Annotated in this window: 19 protein-coding genes; 15 read left to right on the top strand and 4 right to left on the bottom strand. The window is 42.1% G+C overall.

Annotation, left to right across the window (positions count from 1 at the left end):
• The first annotated feature begins 49 nt into the window (after positions 1–49).
• The 10 genes from PQG45_RS08405 (at position 50) to PQG45_RS08360 (ending at position 10385) form a co-directional block, all read left to right on the top strand.
• Positions 50–1078, top strand: a complete 1029-nt coding sequence (locus PQG45_RS08405; RefSeq protein ID WP_315577086.1) for a DHH family phosphoesterase — start codon at positions 50–52, stop codon at positions 1076–1078.
• Positions 1079–1093: 15 nt separating this feature from the next.
• Positions 1094–1957, top strand: coding sequence for an FKBP-type peptidyl-prolyl cis-trans isomerase (locus PQG45_RS08400; protein WP_315577087.1), 864 nt, complete (start codon positions 1094–1096; stop codon positions 1955–1957).
• Between the two features lie 94 nt (positions 1958–2051).
• Positions 2052–2891, top strand: a complete 840-nt coding sequence (locus PQG45_RS08395) for an FKBP-type peptidyl-prolyl cis-trans isomerase (RefSeq protein ID WP_315577088.1) — start codon at positions 2052–2054, stop codon at positions 2889–2891.
• Positions 2872–3786, top strand: coding sequence for an FKBP-type peptidyl-prolyl cis-trans isomerase (locus tag PQG45_RS08390; protein ID WP_316070684.1), 915 nt, complete (start codon positions 2872–2874; stop codon positions 3784–3786). The genes PQG45_RS08395 and PQG45_RS08390 overlap by 20 nt, the downstream gene beginning before the upstream one ends.
• Before the next feature lie 5 nt (positions 3787–3791).
• Positions 3792–4391: an RdgB/HAM1 family non-canonical purine NTP pyrophosphatase gene (gene rdgB, locus PQG45_RS08385; protein WP_315577090.1), complete on the top strand. Its 600-nt coding sequence runs from the start codon at positions 3792–3794 to the stop codon at positions 4389–4391.
• A gap of 26 nt (positions 4392–4417) precedes the next feature.
• Entirely contained in the window at positions 4418–6964 is a 2547-nt protein-coding gene (locus tag PQG45_RS08380; protein WP_316070683.1) for a DUF5686 and carboxypeptidase-like regulatory domain-containing protein, read from the top strand.
• A 126-nt stretch (positions 6965–7090) separates the two neighbouring features.
• Positions 7091–7729, top strand: a complete 639-nt coding sequence (plsY, locus tag PQG45_RS08375; protein ID WP_315577092.1) for a glycerol-3-phosphate 1-O-acyltransferase PlsY — start codon at positions 7091–7093, stop codon at positions 7727–7729.
• Positions 7730–7789: 60 nt separating this feature from the next.
• Positions 7790–9160, top strand: coding sequence for a dipeptidase (locus PQG45_RS08370; protein ID WP_316070682.1), 1371 nt, complete (start codon positions 7790–7792; stop codon positions 9158–9160).
• Position 9161: 1 nt separating this feature from the next.
• A complete protein-coding gene (gene murQ / locus PQG45_RS08365) occupies positions 9162–9986 on the top strand; it encodes an N-acetylmuramic acid 6-phosphate etherase (protein ID WP_316070681.1) in 825 nt (274 codons plus the stop codon).
• 72 nt (positions 9987–10058) lie between these two features.
• Positions 10059–10385 (top strand): c-type cytochrome, encoded by a 327-nt coding sequence (locus PQG45_RS08360; protein ID WP_316070680.1) that lies wholly within the window; start codon positions 10059–10061, stop codon positions 10383–10385.
• A 39-nt stretch (positions 10386–10424) separates the two neighbouring features.
• Here PQG45_RS08360 and PQG45_RS08355 read toward each other — a convergent pair whose 3' ends face one another.
• The 3 genes from PQG45_RS08355 to yihA are packed head-to-tail and all read right to left on the bottom strand — an operon-like array spanning position 10425 to position 12073.
• A complete protein-coding gene (locus PQG45_RS08355) occupies positions 10425–10913 on the bottom strand; it encodes a GNAT family N-acetyltransferase (protein WP_315577096.1) in 489 nt (162 codons plus the stop codon).
• A gap of 10 nt (positions 10914–10923) precedes the next feature.
• Positions 10924–11424 (bottom strand): DUF5606 family protein, encoded by a 501-nt coding sequence (locus PQG45_RS08350; protein WP_315577097.1) that lies wholly within the window; start codon positions 11422–11424, stop codon positions 10924–10926.
• Positions 11425–11455: 31 nt separating this feature from the next.
• Entirely contained in the window at positions 11456–12073 is a 618-nt protein-coding gene (yihA, locus tag PQG45_RS08345; protein WP_315577098.1) for a ribosome biogenesis GTP-binding protein YihA/YsxC, read from the bottom strand.
• A gap of 203 nt (positions 12074–12276) precedes the next feature.
• On the opposite strand from yihA, the gene PQG45_RS08340 reads away from it, so the two are divergent.
• On the top strand, positions 12277–12666 hold the full coding sequence (locus PQG45_RS08340; protein WP_316070679.1) for a four helix bundle protein: 390 nt from the start codon (positions 12277–12279) through the stop codon (positions 12664–12666).
• A 160-nt stretch (positions 12667–12826) separates the two neighbouring features.
• The gene (hemE, locus tag PQG45_RS08335) at positions 12827–13858 is read left to right on the top strand and encodes a uroporphyrinogen decarboxylase (protein ID WP_315577099.1); all 1032 of its coding nucleotides are present in this window, start codon (positions 12827–12829) and stop codon (positions 13856–13858) included.
• Between the two features lie 50 nt (positions 13859–13908).
• On the opposite strand, the gene guaB is transcribed toward hemE, so the two are convergent.
• Positions 13909–15378, bottom strand: a complete 1470-nt coding sequence (guaB, locus tag PQG45_RS08330; protein WP_315577100.1) for an IMP dehydrogenase — start codon at positions 15376–15378, stop codon at positions 13909–13911.
• Between the two features lie 199 nt (positions 15379–15577).
• Here guaB and PQG45_RS08325 point away from each other — a divergent pair, with 199 nt between their 5' ends.
• Genes PQG45_RS08325 through PQG45_RS08315 form a run of 3 tightly spaced genes read left to right on the top strand, consistent with a single transcriptional unit; the run spans position 15578 to position 17048 of the window.
• Entirely contained in the window at positions 15578–15946 is a 369-nt protein-coding gene (locus tag PQG45_RS08325; RefSeq protein ID WP_315577101.1) for an NADH-quinone oxidoreductase subunit A, read from the top strand.
• Positions 15947–15993: 47 nt separating this feature from the next.
• Positions 15994–16542: an NADH-quinone oxidoreductase subunit B gene (locus PQG45_RS08320; protein ID WP_130895043.1), complete on the top strand. Its 549-nt coding sequence runs from the start codon at positions 15994–15996 to the stop codon at positions 16540–16542.
• A 5-nt stretch (positions 16543–16547) separates the two neighbouring features.
• Positions 16548–17048 carry an NADH-quinone oxidoreductase subunit C gene (locus PQG45_RS08315; RefSeq protein ID WP_315577102.1) on the top strand — a complete coding sequence of 167 codons (501 nt, stop codon included), beginning with the start codon at positions 16548–16550 and terminating at the stop codon, positions 17046–17048.
• The last annotated feature ends 2 nt before the right edge of the window (positions 17049–17050 follow it).

Raw genomic sequence — 17050 nt, 5'->3', positions numbered from 1 at the left:
TATCTCTAACTTTGCGAACGCCCAAATTTGTCGGGCGATACGTATTTTTATGTCTTCGATTTCTGCGCTGCGCGCCCTATTAATTGCTGGTCAATCTGTTGTCATTACGACGCACTTCAATCCTGATTCTGATGCCATTGGTTCAAGTTTAGCTTGGCAGAAGTATTTGATTAAGAAGGGTTTGCAGGTTGATGTTGTTGTTCCATCGGGTCTATCAAAGAACTTGACTTGGATGCCGGGAGCTGACGCGGTGTTGGACTTTGAAAATATCTTGCACAAGAATACGATTGAAACCAAAATTCAGTCGGCAGATTGGCTATTTTGCCTGGATTTCTCTGGCATGCAGCGTTTGCATGGGCTTGCGAATTGGGTGAAGTCGGCCCGTTGTCAAAAAGTCGTTATCGATCATCATTTAGATCCTGAGGATTTTGCCGACTATTATTACCATCGTACGATTGCTGCCTCCACCTGTGAGTTAATCGTTGATTTGATCACGGAATGGGGTGATGCGGATTTGATCGATGAAGAGATGGGATCTTGCTTGTATTCGGGGATTATGACGGATACGGGTTCTTTCCGCCATCCGAATACGACAGCTCACGTTCATGAGGTTGTGGCAACCTTGATAAATAAAGGCGTGAATACGAATTCGGTACATCGCAAGGTATTTGATTCGGCGAGTTTACATCGCTTGCGTTTTTTGGGTCATGTATTAGCAAACCGTTTGGAATATTTACCTGAGTATCATTTGGCTTTGATGTGGATAACGGAAGAGGATCAAAAACAATTTAATTCACAAGCGGGTGATACGGAGGGGATGGTAAATTATGGTTTACAATTAGAAGGCGCGGTTTGGTCGATCTGTATGATTCAGCGTCCTGATGGCGTGAAGTTGTCATTCCGTTCGATTGAGCCATTTGCTGTGAATACATTTGCTTCGACCTATTTTGAGGGTGGAGGACATAAAAATGCATCGGGTGGAAGATTTTCTGCTGGAGGAATCGAACAAGCGAAGGAAAAATTAAAGGAAGTGTTACCTTTGTATCTTTCTGAAATAAAACGAGTTAAAAATTTATAAAATAAACTAATAATCATGCGTAAATCGATTGGATTACTAGCTGTAGCTGCTGCGATGGTAGTGGGATGTGGCAAAGACAAAGTAGAGGTCATTGAAGGAGTGAAAATTCAAATTCACGAGCATGACGATAAAGCACAAAAATTAAAAGATGGTGATATCATCACATTTGATTTGGTGATTCGTAATGGTGCAGATTCAGTTTTGCAGGATACGCACAAAGAAGGCCAACCAGGTAAAGGGATGGTTCAGGCGCCACAAGCGGCTCCAGGAACGTTCAAGGGTACATTTGAGAATGGATTACGTTTGTTGTCAGTAGGTGATTCGGCGACTATTTTGGTGCCAATCGATAGTTTGATTAAAACGGTTCAGGCTCCATTGCCTCCATTCTTGAAACCAGGAACAGATTTGAAATATTCGGTTCGTATTTTGAAAGTTCAATCGAAAGGTGAATTTGAGAAAGAGATGGAAGCACAAGCGGCTGTTGCAAAGCAGAAAGCTGCTAAGTTAATCGCACAGGAGCCAGCATTGATTGCTGCTTATATTGCTAAAACGGGAAAAACGTTCCAAAAAACAGCATCAGGCTTGAATTATTCGATTGAAAAAGCGGGTTCAGGTCCGTCTCCTAAAATGGGTGAGACTTGGGTGGTTAATTACCGGGGTACATTCATGAATGGAAAAGAATTTGATAAAGGAAGTGCTGCCGAGATGCCATTGGGTCAAATGATTCCAGGTTTTAATGAGGCCTTAACTTTAATGAAAGCTGGCGGAAAAGCAACATTTGTTATTCCTTCACCGATCGCTTACGGAGATCAACCTCGTGGTCCGATTCCAGCGAATTCGGTACTTGTATTTGAATTGGAAGTTCTTTCGAAGAAATAATTTTCTGCTATTTTATTATCATTAATACGAAATGCTAACCTAAATCGTTAGCATTTCGTTGGTTAATTGAGATTCATAAATAAATCAAAGTCGATTGAAAAAGGTATTACTTGCATTTGGAATTATGTTAGGCATGACATCTTGTTTGTCTAATGTGGAGTTAGCAGATGAGGCGAAAGCGAAAGAGAGTCAGGCGCAGATCTTGTCCTATTTTGCTAAGTTGAATCAAAATCCTATCGCCATAGAAGATGGTTCATACTACTATGTTGCCAAGCCAAATGTTGCCGGCGAAAAGGCCTCTAAAGGGGATACCGTTAAGATGCATTATGTATTGTCCAACTTACTAACTGGGGAGGTCTTGGACAGTACAAAAAATCCATTGGTCTATCAATATGGCTTCTTAAATCCCATTTATGCTAAATTGTTGGCTTATATCAAGGAGGGAGAGCAAGCTGTGATGGCGCTTCCTGGGACATCTCAGAGTTTTGTTGGTTTACCAGCCTATACACCTTTGAAAGTTTTGGTGAAGGATTATGTCGTACGCAGTCAAAAGGATCAAATTGAGGAATATATTGCGAAGAAAAAATTAACCGTAACCGAGCAAACGGCGAATGGTTTACGTTACATTCGATTAAATCCAGGGACTGGCGAAATACCGGCGAGCGGTAAAGTTGTTAAATTGAAATACACCGGTCGTTTTTTGAATGGCTTTGCATTTGATGGCAATATGGCGCGGACAGATAGTTTTTCTGTGACTATTGGTGGTTCGTCAACGGTTGTTGGTTTTCAAACGGGTGTCGAAAAAATGCGTTTAGGGGAACGTGCCATCTTAGTCTTCCCATCTACCATCGGGTATGGAGAGAAGGGGTCTGGGTCAAGCATTCCAGGTTATACACCACTTGTATTTGAAATCTATGTTGCCAAAATTGATTAATCCGATGAAATATATTTGCGGGATATTTTTTCTATTTACAGCGTTTTTAACTAGCTGTACGATGGATACTGTGGATGAACAAGCCAATAAGAATGAGCTTGATATTCAGAATTACATCAAACAAAGAAATCTGACGATGCAGAAGTCGGCAGATGGCTTATACTACCAATTGAATACAACGGGTAGCACAGGGAAGCTTAAGAATTTAGGGGATCTTGTTACCTTTCATTACAAGATAACGCTGCTGGACGGAACGATTGTTGACAGCACATCCCGTGCTAAAAACATAAACCGGTCCAGCGTTTGGGGTTTGTCCCAATCGATCTTTACGCTCCCGCTATCCTTATTGAATGAAGGGGAAAGTGGTGTATTTTTAATGCCTTCGGCGTTGGGTTTTGGTGGGACTTCTTATGGCAACATTCCGGCATTTTCTGTACTTAAATTAGAGCTAAGCATTGAAGCCGTTCGCAATGAAGCGGAGCAAATTGCTTTGATTCAAAAAACCTATGGAATTGTTAATCCTGAGAAAACGAGTTCGGGGCTATTATTTTCCAAAATCGTAGATAACCCGAGCGGTGCGTTGATTTCAGCGGATGCGCCTGTCTTGGTTAATTATATAGGTCGATTGCCTTATAGTTACATGCATGCGGATGCTTCGGGATCGTATGTTTACAATGCGATTTTTGGTTCGGGTACCTTAGGAACACCTACCGTTCCATTTATTCTTAGTAACAATAATTTGATTGCGGGATTTACTGAGGCGTTGAAGAAAATGCGTGTGGGAGAGAAGGCCGCAGTCATTATTCCGTATTCATTGGGTTATGGGACGGCAGGTAATGATGCTATTCCCGGCTATTCTCCTTTGTATTTTGAAATTACGACCGTAGCTCCTTAGTATACATGAAACCAACGATTTACCTAGCTACCCAAAACAAACATAAAATTGAAGAAATAAAAGATCTCCTCGGGGATCTTTTTGACATTCATACGGTATTCGAATTGGGTTTGTCGATTGAAATTCCTGAGACAGGTCATACGTTGCAGGAAAATGCTAGGCAAAAGGCTGAATACATCGCGGAACATTTTCAAGTGACCTGCTTATCAGATGATTCGGGTTTGGAAGTCAATGCCTTGGGAGGAAGACCTGGGGTTTATTCTGCTCGCTATGCCGGGGAACCCAAAGATGATGCTGCGAATGTGGATAAATTGCTTTTTGAATTGAGTGATTCCGCTGATCGATCTGCACGTTTTGTTACGGTTTTGACCTTACATCATCAAGGGCAATATATTAGTTTTGAGGGGGAGGTATTAGGTGATATCGTGCGGGAGCCTCGAGGCACGCAGGGTTTTGGGTATGATCCCGTTTTTCAGCCATTAGGTAACGATAGAACGTTTGCTGAAATGTCAATGGCAGAAAAAAATGCATTGGCCCATCGGGCACGTGCGATGCAAAAGTTTAAAAGCTTTCTAGCTGAATCGGAATTTTTTAGCTTCCAGTAGCTGAAATATCGATGTAATTCATATTTTTGAAAGATTTTACCCTTTTCAAAATGTTCAAACGCGGTGGCCTTTGTGGGCTTCTATTTTTCTTTCTGTTGTGTGCGCAGTCTGCTTTTTCACAAGTTGTGATTAAAGGGCGTGTGACAGATGCCGCGAATGGGGATCCGATTCCATTTGCCTCGGTCGGGGTGATCGGTTTAAATTATGGTGCTACCACCAACTTTCAGGGCGAATTTACCTTGCATGCCAAATCCATGTCCGATTCGCTTTTTGCGTCGGTTGTTGGTTATAAGAAGCGGATTAAATGGGTCGATAAGAAATTGAAAACCATTGAACTTGATTTTCAATTGGAATCTGCGACCAAGGAAATGGCTGAGGTGATGGTTTACTCGGGGGAAAATCCCGCGTTCAAGATTCTTCGAAATGTACTCAAGCATCGCGCATACAACGATCGCAGCAAGCTTGAATCCTATGAATATTCATCTTATTCGAAGATGGAACTGGACGTGGATAATATCTCTGAAAAATTCAAGGATCGTAAGATCATGCGGGATATTTCAGAGGCTGTTAAGAAATTTGAAAAATTGGCTGGGGATGATGGGAAATTGGTTATCCCGACCTACATCTCTGAGTCCATCTCTAAGTTTTATTACCGGGATTCCCCTCAGCGGAAGCGTGAGCATGTATTAAAGACCCATATTAAAGGGGTCGGTGTGAAGGAAGGAAGTGTGATTTCTCAATTGGTTGGCGGAAATTTAGTCGCTAATTATAATTTTTATCAATCGTACGTTTCCTTTTTTGGCAAGGATTTTGCTAGTCCCATCGGGGATACCTGGAAAGGGAATTATACGTATTACTTAGGGGATACGGTTAATGTTGATGGGCATGTGTGCTACCAATTGGACTTCGATCCTCGGAATCCCATGGACCTTGTTTTTTCGGGTCAAATGTGGATTGATACAACATCCTTTGCGTTGGTGCAGATCGATGCATCTGTTGATAAGGCAGCCAATCTGAATTTTATCGATAAGATTAAGATTTCTCAAGAACTCGAGCAGACAGAAACGGGAGCTTGGCTACCGGCAAAGACGCGATTTTTGATTGATATTGAAGAGATTACGAAGAATTCAGCGGGAATGTTGTTGAAGATGTACATCTCCAACAAAGATTTTGTGGTTAATAAACCCCATCCACTTTCATTCTATGATTTGGCCTCCGAGGTAGCTGAAGATGCCAAAGAGCCCGATCCGAATTATTGGAAGTTTGCCCGCCATGAACCCTTGAGTAGGCAGGATTTAATTGCCTCATCCTTGATAGATTCGGTCAAGAATTTACCTGTTGTGCGCAGTTATGTGGAGGTCGCTGAAATTGTTGTCAGCGGATTCAAAAAGTTCAACAATATAGAATTTGGCCCCTACATCAACAGTTTTGCAATTAATAAGGTTGAAGGAGCCCGTTTTCGATTGGGTTTTCGGACGAATGCCAACTTTGATAAAAACTGGATCATACGAGGTAATGTGGGATTTGGAACCAAAGACTTGGTCCCTAAATATTCGGCTGAGGTAAACTATTTGTTTTCGATGAAAAAGTGGACGATGGCTGGAATTCGGCATAGTTACGATATTGAACGCGTCGGCTTGACGCCCGAGTTGATTGGAGACAATAAATTGTTTTATGCTTTTACCCGTTGGGGGGCATTTTCAGGCGCGTTTTTTCGTCGGGAAAGTGAAGCATTTTTTACCACAGAATTAATCAAAGGCTTGAGCATTACAAGTTCCTTTCATACGCGTTCGTTCGATCCATTATTCCGTTTTCAATATCGCTTGAATCCCGAGTTGGGAAAAGCTTCTCCAGTTCAGGATTACTACCAAGAATCTTTTGTGACCTTGGAGGCACGTTTCGCACGTAATGAAACGTATATCATGAATGGTAACGAAAAGATAACCTTGGCTACCAAACGAATTCCCGTGATTACATTCAAATATCAACGGGGGATAAAAGGATTTTTAGGGGGTGATTTTGACTATGAGCGTTTCACGTTGAAAGCACACCAAACGTTCCGCCTAGGTCTATTGGGTCGTTCGGATTACACTTTGTCGGCCGGATATACACCCTCCAATCTGCCTGCACCCTTGTTGTTTCCTCATTTAGGAAATGAGACCTTTTTCTTTGTTCGCAGTGCCTTCTCGACGATGAATTATTTTGAATTTGTGAGTGATCGATATGCTTCATTGCAGCTGAATCATAATTTTGAGGGCTTGTTTTTCAATCGTTTACCTCTAATTAAAAAATTGAAATGGCGTTTTATTGCGAGTTCTAATATTTTAATGGGAAGTCAACGTAAATCGAACCAAGAGATTATGAAAGATGTCAATAACCCGTTGAAATCGAAATTTTTGGACCAATATGCCTTTGATTCCTTAGATCCGAATAAACCCTTTGTGGAAGTTGGGTATGGTATTGATAACATATTTAAAATATTTCGCTTACAAGCATTTCATCGGCTAAGCTATTTGGATCATGGAAATCCACAGCGTTTCCGTTTGATGGCGTCAATCAATTTTGCGTTCTAGTCTATGTTTTTGGTATATTATTAAGACGAAAATTTAAACATTTCAAGAACTTTTTTGGTCTTCTTGATTTTCGCTGGTAACGGGCCTATATTTGAAACTCGGCAATCAATTGCCTTTTAACGAATTATGATTTTTATTATTGCAGGTCTTTCTATTTTGAGTTATTTATTGGGTTCGATCCCAACTGCAATCTGGTATGGTACCAATTACCATGGAATCGATATTCGTACGCAGGGTAGTGGAAATGCGGGAGCTACGAATACCTTTCGCGTATTAGGTAAGAAGGCCGGTAGCATCGTATTGTTTGTTGATGCGTTAAAAGGATTTTTGGCCACGGGCTTAGCAGCCGTCTTGTATTACTTTCATTTGATTGATTGGCAAACGTGTGTAACGTTGAAGATTTTCTTTGGTTTCTTAGCCATCATCGGGCATCTACTTCCCGTGTTTTGTGATTTTAAAGGAGGGAAAGGGGTTGCAACAACCTTGGGGATGGTTTTAGCCTTACATCCATTGGCTGCACTTGTGAGCATCGCAGTTTTCTTAGTTGTTTTTGGTATTTCGCACTATGTTTCCTTAGGATCCATGGTTGCTTCGATTGTATTTCCATTGTTGTTGACCTATGGAGTATTTGGCGAGGAGATTCCTACGCTAATTTATTTTGGGTATTTCATCGCCTTTCTGGTTGTGTTCACGCATCGCATGAACATCGTACGGATCTTTCAGGGAACTGAAAATCGTATGTATCTGATACCTTCAAAGAAGTAAAGCCTCAGTTTATTTTTTTATATTTGTTCGTGGAAAGCTAATTCATTCCGCCTACATGATATGACACAAACTCAACAGTATATTGACGCAAATCGCGATCGTTTTTTAGCCGAACTTCTTGATTTTTTACGTATTCCTTCCATCTCGGCGGATCCTGCTTATGCCGGTTCGGTACGCCAAACGGCGGAATGGGTTGCCAATAATCTTCGTCAAGCGGGTGCCGACCATGTTCGCTTAGAAGAAACAGCGGGTTTCCCGATTGTCTATGGGGAAAAGATGGTTGACCCTTCTGCACCTACCGTTTTAGTTTATGGACATTATGATGTTCAGCCGGCAGATCCGTTGGAATTGTGGGACAATCCTCCATTTGAACCTGTGATTAAAGATGGCTTGATTTTTGCTCGTGGAGCTTGCGACGATAAGGGACAAGTTTTTATGCATGTCAAAGCATTTGAAGCCATGCTAGCGAGTGGTGAATTAGCCTGCAATGTGAAGTTTATGATTGAGGGGGAAGAGGAAGTAGGTTCAGATAATTTAGGTTTGTTCGTGGCTTCAAATAAAGATTTGTTGAAAGCAGATGTTATTTTGATCTCTGATACTGCGATAATTGCCAATGATATTCCATCCATTGATGTTGGTTTACGTGGCTTGAGTTATATGGAAGTGGCGGTTCAAGGGCCTAACCGAGATTTGCATTCGGGTGTATACGGTGGTGCTGTTGCCAATCCAATCAATATTTTATGTCAGATGATTGCTTCGTTGCACGATGAGTTTAATCATATCACAATCCCTGGATTTTACGATGGTGTGTTAGATCTGAGCGCTTCAGATCGCGCTGCGATGGCTCAAACGCCTTTTGATTTAGACGCTTACCAAAAGGATTTAGGAATCCAGTCGGTGCACGGCGAAAAAGGTTATTCGACAATTGAGCGCGCGTCGATTCGTCCTACCTTGGATGTCAACGGTATTTGGGGCGGATATACCGGCGAGGGAGCGAAGACGGTTTTGCCATCGATGGCTTATGCGAAAATTTCCATGCGACTAGTTCCGAATCAAAGTTCTGATGAGATCACACGTTTATTCACAGAACATTTTATATCGATTGCTCCGAAAGGTGTGAAAGTGAGTGTGAAAGCGCATCATGGGGGAGAGGCTTATTTGATGCCTACGGATAGCATCGCTTACCAAGCGGCTTCGGATGCTTTGGCAACAACTTTTGGAAAAGAACCTGTGCCTACCCGTGGGGGAGGAAGTATTCCGATTGTCGCTTTGTTCGAAAAGGAATTGGGCGTGAAGTCGATTTTGATGGGCTTTGGTTTAGATACGGATGCGATTCATTCGCCTAATGAACATTACGGCTTGTTTAATTTTTATAAGGGAATTGAAACGATTCCACATTTCTTCTCGAACTACAAGCAATTATCCAACTAAGATGGCAGAGAATTTAACTTTATTAGCGACTGAATCCACATCTCGTTATGAGGATTTAGATAAACAGTCGGTAGATACGTTATTGCGCCAAATCAACGCGGAGGACAAAACCGTACCTTTGGCTATTGAAAAGGTTATTCCCAATATTGAAGCGTTGGTGAATCAAATTGTTCCTCGTATGGAGCAAGGTGGGCGTTTATTTTATATTGGCGCGGGGACTTCGGGTCGATTAGGTGTTGTAGATGCATCGGAATGTCCGCCTACGTATGGTGTGCCGTTTGATATGGTGATTGGGATTATTGCTGGTGGCGATGGGGCGATTCGCAAGGCAGTGGAGAATGCAGAAGATGATCCGATTCAAGCCTGGAAAGATATGGAAGCTTATGGTATTGGTGCTTTGGATACGGTGATTGGGATTGCAGCATCGGGTCGGACACCTTATGTGATAGGTGGTTTGAAGGAAGCGAATGCACAAGGCATATTGACGGGCTGTATTGTTTGTAATGGAGGAAGTCCAATTGCAGCGGAGGCTCAATATCCGGTCGAAGTGCTCGTGGGGCCTGAATATGTTACAGGCAGCACGCGGATGAAATCGGGAACCGCTCAAAAACTTGTCTTGAATATGATATCCACTGCGGTCATGATTCGTTTGGGTCGTGTGCGTGGGAATAAGATGGTTGACATGCAATTAAGTAACCATAAATTGGTTTTACGTGCGATTCGCATGGTCTGTGAAGCGACCGGAGTAAGTGAAGAAGTAGCGGCTGAATTGCTCGAAAAGCATGGAAGTGTAAGAAATGCGGTAGATTCTGTTCAAAAGGGATAGAATTTTTCCAAAAAAAGCTTTAATTTGCCCTTTAATAGGGCTTATCCTCAAAAGTATATACTTAAATAACATATGAAAACTATCTCTAAATTTATCATGACCGTGGCATTAGGTGTGGCTGCGTTTGGATTTGAGGCGAAAGCTGAAGATTTTCCGGCTGACATTAAGCCATTGATGCAAAAATACACCTGTTTTGCATGCCACAAAGTAGATGCTCGTTTAGTGGGTCCTGCTTACAAAGATGTAGCAAAGAAGAAATATTCGGTGGATAAAATCGTTGCGTTGATCGCAAAACCTCAGCCTTCTAATTGGCCTGGTTATCCTCCAATGGCGCCAATGACCAATGTTCCTAAAGAGGACGCGGTGAAATTAGCGAAGTATATTATTTCATTGAAATAACAAATAAAAAAGACCTCGATGAAAATCGAGGTCTTTTTTTTAAAGTGTCTTGGTCATCCAAATGTCACATCCATCGTGACCACTATTTCCTAAGGGGCGACTAAGTTTTATGAATCCTTGTTTTTCGTAGATGGAAACCGCTTTGGAAAGTTCGGGCATCGACTCCAAATAGACTTGCGTATATCCATTTGCTTTTGCCCATTCCATGGATTTTTCCATGAGCTTTTTTCCGATTCCCGTACCTCGCATATCCTGATTGACATAAAGTTTTACGAGTTCGCAGGTTCCTTCAGGTAGGTTTTCTGTGGGAAATATACCACAACCGCCTACAAGTTTATTGTTTAGCGTCGCTACGAAATAATAGGATCCCGCCGTTCTGAAAAGTTCAAACAGGGCATCTGTGGTCGGGTCAAAAAATACGGTACCGGGTTTGTTCGCTCCAAATTCTGATAGGGCTGTTCGGATAATTTCCGCTAGCGCTACATTATCTTGAGGTTCAATCGGTCGTATTGCTATGACATCCTCCATGTCAGCTATATTATTTAGTGGCTTTTTTAGCTGCGGTTTTTTTTGCTGCCTTAGGTTCCTTTTCTGCTGTTTCTACTTTCTCAGCTTTCGGTGCTTTTGCTGCTTTTGCAGGGAAAAGTTCAGGAACATGTGTGAAAAGAATCAGGTACCAGCTTAAGATCTTCTTGATATCCGAAGCGAAAACGCGGTCAGAATCATAGTTGGGAACCACATCCGCAATGATGGCAAATAATTCTGCATCAGCTGCTTTTTTAGGCTCTAATGGCAATACACCATTGAATTTTGCATGGATTTGTAAAAACAAATCAGCTAAAGGTAGGGTGCTGTCTTGGTGATCAGCTAGGTAAAGCGAAATGTCTTTCAAGACAGAAATTCTTGTTTGGCCGCCTACGACTGATTTTTGTTTGGCTGCGTCGAGTGTTTCAACGATTACACCTGTACGGGTAGGTTTTAACACTTTAAATAATCCGGGTTTACCAGAAATGTGCGCAACTTCATTTAATAATTCCATGTGTTTATAGCTAATGATGGCTGCAAAAGTATTAAGATTTCCCTATTTTATAAGGGGATGTTTGAATTAATTCAGCGATGTTCGCTAAAATTTCTTCCCTCCCAACGTGTTTTTCGGCCGATGTAATGAATATTTCGGGTAATTCATCCCACATGTCAAGTAGGAATTTTTTATAGACATCGACGCTTTCATTGACCTGTTTTTGAGAAAGTTTATCTGCTTTCGTAAATACGATATGAAAGGGGATTTCATGTTCCACCATACGACTCATGAATTCGATATCGACCGCTTGTGGTTTCAAGCGGATATCGATGAGGACAAATAAACAGGTTAGGTTTTCGCGATGAATTAAATAATCAAAGATCATTTTTTCGAATTCACGTCGCTTTTCCTTACTCACTTTGGCGAATCCATATCCAGGCAAATCGACTAAATACCATTTTTCATCAATCATGAAGTGATTAATGAGTTGGGTTTTACCAGGTGTTTGTGAGGTTTTGGCAAGTCCTTTATGGAATGTCAACGAATTAATTAGCGATGACTTACCTACGTTGGAGCGGCCAATAAATGCAAATTCTGGAAAACGCGCTGGTGGGCAAGTTTTGAAGTCGGTGTTGCTGGTAATGAAGCGGGCAATGAGTTGTGACATAGGTGTGAATTGAAATGCAAAGGTAGGGAAAATAGTCGCTAGTCGCTAGTCGCTAGTCGCTAGTCGCTAGTCGCTAGTCGCTAGTCGCTAGTCGCTAGTCGCTAGTCGCTAGTCGCTAGGGTAAAATAGATTATAAGTTACACAATAGGATTCATTATAATAAATTTGAAATTTCGTCAACGAACATTTTAATCTTAACCACTATGAAAATTAAAAAATTTGATGATTTAATGGTTTGGCAAAAATCGGTTGAACTTACGATTAGTATATATGCAAGTTTGGAGTTGATTAATGACTTTGGATTAAAGAATCAGATTCAGCGGGCATCCTTGTCAATTTCGAATAATATAGCTGAAGGTTTTGAACGAGGAAGTGATCGTGATTTTAAACGTTTTTTATACATCGCTCAGGGCTCATGTAGCGAAGTTAAGTCCATGCTTTATGTGGCTACTCGCCTAAATTATTTAAAAAATGAATCGTACATCACGTTGAATCATCAAGTGACCGAAATCGGTAAAATGCTTTTTGGGTTATCTAATTCTTTGTCAGATGGTTCTACTCGGAATTTTAGAAATCCTAAATTGACCGACTAGCGACTAGTGACTAGCGACTAGCGACTGATGACTAGCGACTAGCGACTAGTGACTGATGACTAGCGACTAGTGACTGATGACTAGCGACTAGTGACTGATGACTAGCGACTAGTGACTGATGACTAGCGACTAGCGAATTTTTTCTTAACTTTACATCCGTATGGAAAAACTACAAAACGACCTAATCCTTCGTGCAGCGCAAGGCCTTCCTGTAGAACGCGTCCCCGTTTGGGTGATGCGACAAGCGGGTAGAATTTTACCTGAATACCGTGAAGTTCGTGCGAAAGCCGGATCTTTTATTGGTTTAGCGACTAATCCTGAGATGGCGGCTGAAGTGACGATCCAACCGGTCGATCGCTTTGGTGTGGATGCAGCGATTATTTTCTCGGATATTTTGGTTGTTCCGGAAGCCATGGGATTGCCCTATTTGATGGAAGAGCAAAAAGGCCCCGTATTTCCCGATGTTATTCGGTCGAAAGCCGATTTAGCCAAAATCCGCGATGCGAATCCAGAAGAGGATTTGAAATACGTTTTGGATGCGATTAAAATCGTCAAAAAAGAATTAGCGGGTCGCGTACCCTTAATCGGTTTTGCCGGAGCACCATTTACCATTTTTTGTTACATGGTGGAAGGAAAAGGTTCAAAAACCTTCTCCCAAGCGAAAAAAATGCTCTACGCAGAGCCCGAATTGGCACATGCTTTATTGCAAAAGATAACGGATTCGACGATTTCCTATTTGAAAGCGCAGGTGAACGCCGGTGCGAATTTGTTGCAAATATTTGATTCATGGGCAGGTATTTTATCGCCTGTCCAATACAGCGCATTTTCAACGCCCTATCTAAAACAGATTTGTGATGCCATTCAAGATGTTCCTGTGACCCTTTTTGCCAAAGGTGCCTTCTTCGCCCGCGAAGAAATGGCTCAATTGAATTGTGCGACAATCGGCCTTGACTGGAATATGGATATTGCGGAATCACGTAAATTGGTTGGCCCAAATAAAACCCTTCAAGGAAATCTAGATCCTTGTGCCCTCTATGGCGATTTCAAAACCGTTGAAGCCGAAACGAAGGCGATGTTGAAGGCTTTTGGTACCCAACGTTACATTGCGAATTTAGGGCATGGCGTTTATCCGGATATTCACCCAGATAAGGTTCAATGCTTCGTGGATACGATTCAAAATTATCAAGCATAAAAAATGGCCTCGCGATGAACGAGGCCTTTTTTTATGTATTAGCTAAAAACTTATTTCGCTGAATAGTTCGGCGCTTCCTTCGAGATGCTCACATCATGTGGGTGACTTTCTTTCACACCTGCTGAAGTGATTTTTACGAATTTGGCTTGTTGCATCGCTTCGATGGATGCAGCACCGCAATAACCCATACCCGCTTTTAATCCACCAACCATTTGGTAAAGAATTTCTGTCACGGAACCTTTGAACGGTACCCGACCTACAATGCCTTCAGGAACTAATTTTTTGATATCATCTTCTGCATCTTGGAAATAACGATCTTTTGATCCGTCCTCCATGGCCTCTAATGAACCCATACCGCGGTATGATTTGAATTTACGTCCTTCCAAAATGATCATCTCACCCGGCGCTTCGTCAGTTCCCGCTAGTAATGATCCCATCATGACCGTGCTTGCACCGCCTGCGATGGCTTTCGCCACATCACCTGAATAACGAATACCGCCGTCGGCAATAACAGGTACGTCAAATCCTTGCAAGGCTTTCGCTGCTTCGTATACGGCGGTCAGTTGGGGCATACCCACACCCGCAATGATACGCGTTGTACAAATACTTCCTGGACCAACTCCGACTTTCACGGCATCAGCTCCGGCTTTCGCCAAGGCAACAGCTGCTTCACCAGTTGCGATGTTCCCTACAATAACGTCAAGCTTAGGGAATGATTTTTTAACGGATTTCAACGCGTCGATGACGCCTTTGGAATGTCCGTGCGCCGTATCGATGCTGATGACATCTACACCAACATTCACCAATGCCTGCACGCGATCCAATAAATCAGGTGTAACACCTACCGCAGCGCCTACGCGTAAACGGCCTAGGGGATCTTTCGATGCCAAAGGATGCGATTTGCGTTTTAAAATATCTTTATAGGTAATCAAACCGATTAATTTGCCATTTTTATCAATGATGGGCAATTTCTCGATTTTGTATTCTTGCAAAATGCTCTCGGCTTCTTCCATGCTAATGCCTTCCTTCGCCGTGATCAAATTGTCTTTGGTCATGATTTCAGCTACTGGGCGCGCCGTTTGCTTTTGGAAACGCAAATCGCGGTTGGTTAATATCCCCACCAAATGACCTTTATCGTCAATCACGGGAATACCACCAATTTTGAATTCCTTCATGATGCGCTGTGCATCACCTAAGGTTTGGTTGTCTTTTAAGGTAACGGGATCAATGATCATGCCCGACTCAGAACGCTTCACCTTACGAACCTGTGCAGCTTGTTGGTCAATCGTCATGTTCTTGTGAATGATTCCAATGCCTCCTTCTTGTGCTAATGCGATAGCTAAGTCGGCTTCCGTCACGGTATCCATCGCTGCTGAAACGATTGGGATGTTCAATGTGATGTTACGTGTTAAACGGGATTGCGTGCTTACTTCACGAGGTAACACCTCTGAATAAGCAGGTAATAACAATACGTCATCGTATGTTAGTGCTTCAAAAAGAAATTTGTTGGAATCGAGCATGGCAAATAATTTGATGGAGTGTAAGAACTACTCTTATTTGCCGGACAAAATTACAGGATTTTTTTGATTTTTTTGTACCTGCCTGAAAAAATACTTGTTTCGTGAAATAGGCGGCAAAATGCCTGTGATTTTTTCATTAAAAATCTGAAATTTTAGATTTTATACAGTAAATTGCGGCTTCATTTTTTAAGCCTTTGTAATGAACTATCAACCTCAAGATTTTCTGCCGATATTCGTTCAGCTCTTGGCAGCGTTAGCCTTTATTTTCGCAACGATGTTTGCGACACACTCCTTGGGTCCTAAGCGCCATTCGGCGAAGAAGGATGATACCTTCGAATGTGGGATTGAATCCATTGGTGATGCGCGTACGCCCATATCCGTTAAGTATTTTTTAGTGGCGATTTTGTTCGTGCTATTCGATATTGAAATCGTTTTTATGTACCCTTGGGCGGTTAATTTCCGCGAATTATCCTGGAATGGCTTTTATGACATGCTCGTATTCATGGGTTTGTTGTTGGCAGGTTTCGTTTATGTGATCAAAAAAGGAATTTTAACGTGGGAAAAATAAACATATTGGCTTAGGCCATGTTTATGTATTCAACAGACAGATAAGATATGAGTAATTCAACGGTTCAAGTTGCAGAAGCGCCTCCAGGAGTGGAAGGAGCTGGTTTTTTCGCAACAAGTTTAGATAGTTTGGTCGGTTTAGCGCGTGCTAATTCCTTGTGGCCATTGCCTTTCGCGACGTCATGTTGCGGGATTGAGTTTATGTCAACGATGGCATCCCATTATGATATTGGTCGTTTTGGTGCGGAGCGTTTGAGCTTTTCAGCGCGTCAGGCTGATGTTTTGATGGTGATGGGAACGATTTCCAAGAAAATGGCGCCGGTGGTTAAGCAGGTATATTTGCAGATGGCTGAGCCTCGTTGGGTGCTTTCGGTAGGAGCCTGTGCTTGTTCAGGAGGTATTTTTGATACCTATTCTGTCTTGCAAGGTATTGACCGTATCATCCCTGTGGATGTATATGTGCCGGGTTGCCCACCACGTCCCGAGCAAATTTTGGATGGCTTTATGCAAATCCAAGAGTTGGCTAAAAACGAAACGACACGCCGTAGAAACGAGCCAGAGTACAAGGCTTTGTTGGCATCTTACGGTATAGAATAACAAGCATGGAGAATCAACAAATAACAGATGCCTTAGTTGCGCAATTTGGTGCGGAGGCGGTATATGGTGTGACAGAGTCGCATGGTATTCTGCAGTTCACAACAGGTGTAGAAAATATCGTTCCGATGTTACACTTTTTGTATGCACATCCTGTTTTTAAATTTCAGTTTTTAACTGATTTGGCAGGTATTCATTTTCCAGATGCCAAAGGGCAAGAATTAGGCGTGATTTATCATGTGCACAGTTTGGAAAACAATGTGCGTTTGATGATTAAGGCCTATGCGCCGATTGAAGCCCCTAATTTCCCTACGATCACCGGCTTATTTGCTGCAGCCAATTGGATGGAGCGAGAGGCATTTGATTTTTACGGAATCTTGTTTGATGGTCATCCCAACTTGACTCGTATCTTGAATATGGACGAGATGGATTACCATCCGATGCGTAAGGAATATCCCTTAGAGGATGCGACGCGTCATGATAAAATTGATGAATTATTTGGACGATAAAA

Origin of the sequence: Aquirufa regiilacus, from assembly GCF_032470275.1 — a bacterium.
Lineage (GTDB): Bacteria > Bacteroidota > Bacteroidia > Cytophagales > Spirosomataceae > Aquirufa > Aquirufa regiilacus.
Note: the sequence above shows the minus strand (reverse complement) of the source record. Positions and strands in the feature narration are given on the sequence as shown.

Excerpts from the sequence above, each read along its gene's own strand:
- PQG45_RS08405 (WP_315577086.1), top strand. The coding sequence starts at position 50 with ATGTCTTCGATTTCTGCGCTGCGCGCCCTATTAATTGCTGGTCAATCT.
- PQG45_RS08400 (WP_315577087.1), top strand. The coding sequence starts at position 1,094 with ATGCGTAAATCGATTGGATTACTAGCTGTAGCTGCTGCGATGGTAGTG.
- PQG45_RS08390 (WP_316070684.1), top strand. The coding sequence starts at position 2,872 with ATGTTGCCAAAATTGATTAATCCGATGAAATATATTTGCGGGATATTT.
- rdgB (WP_315577090.1), top strand. The coding sequence starts at position 3,792 with ATGAAACCAACGATTTACCTAGCTACCCAAAACAAACATAAAATTGAA.
- plsY (WP_315577092.1), top strand. The coding sequence starts at position 7,091 with ATGATTTTTATTATTGCAGGTCTTTCTATTTTGAGTTATTTATTGGGT.
- PQG45_RS08370 (WP_316070682.1), top strand. The coding sequence starts at position 7,790 with ATGACACAAACTCAACAGTATATTGACGCAAATCGCGATCGTTTTTTA.
- murQ (WP_316070681.1), top strand. The coding sequence starts at position 9,162 with ATGGCAGAGAATTTAACTTTATTAGCGACTGAATCCACATCTCGTTAT.
- PQG45_RS08360 (WP_316070680.1), top strand. The coding sequence starts at position 10,059 with ATGAAAACTATCTCTAAATTTATCATGACCGTGGCATTAGGTGTGGCT.
- PQG45_RS08355 (WP_315577096.1), bottom strand. The coding sequence starts at position 10,913 with ATGGAGGATGTCATAGCAATACGACCGATTGAACCTCAAGATAATGTA.
- PQG45_RS08350 (WP_315577097.1), bottom strand. The coding sequence starts at position 11,424 with ATGGAATTATTAAATGAAGTTGCGCACATTTCTGGTAAACCCGGATTA.
- yihA (WP_315577098.1), bottom strand. The coding sequence starts at position 12,073 with ATGTCACAACTCATTGCCCGCTTCATTACCAGCAACACCGACTTCAAA.
- PQG45_RS08340 (WP_316070679.1), top strand. The coding sequence starts at position 12,277 with ATGAAAATTAAAAAATTTGATGATTTAATGGTTTGGCAAAAATCGGTT.
- hemE (WP_315577099.1), top strand. The coding sequence starts at position 12,827 with ATGGAAAAACTACAAAACGACCTAATCCTTCGTGCAGCGCAAGGCCTT.
- guaB (WP_315577100.1), bottom strand. The coding sequence starts at position 15,378 with ATGCTCGATTCCAACAAATTTCTTTTTGAAGCACTAACATACGATGAC.
- PQG45_RS08325 (WP_315577101.1), top strand. The coding sequence starts at position 15,578 with ATGAACTATCAACCTCAAGATTTTCTGCCGATATTCGTTCAGCTCTTG.
- PQG45_RS08320 (WP_130895043.1), top strand. The coding sequence starts at position 15,994 with ATGAGTAATTCAACGGTTCAAGTTGCAGAAGCGCCTCCAGGAGTGGAA.
- PQG45_RS08315 (WP_315577102.1), top strand. The coding sequence starts at position 16,548 with ATGGAGAATCAACAAATAACAGATGCCTTAGTTGCGCAATTTGGTGCG.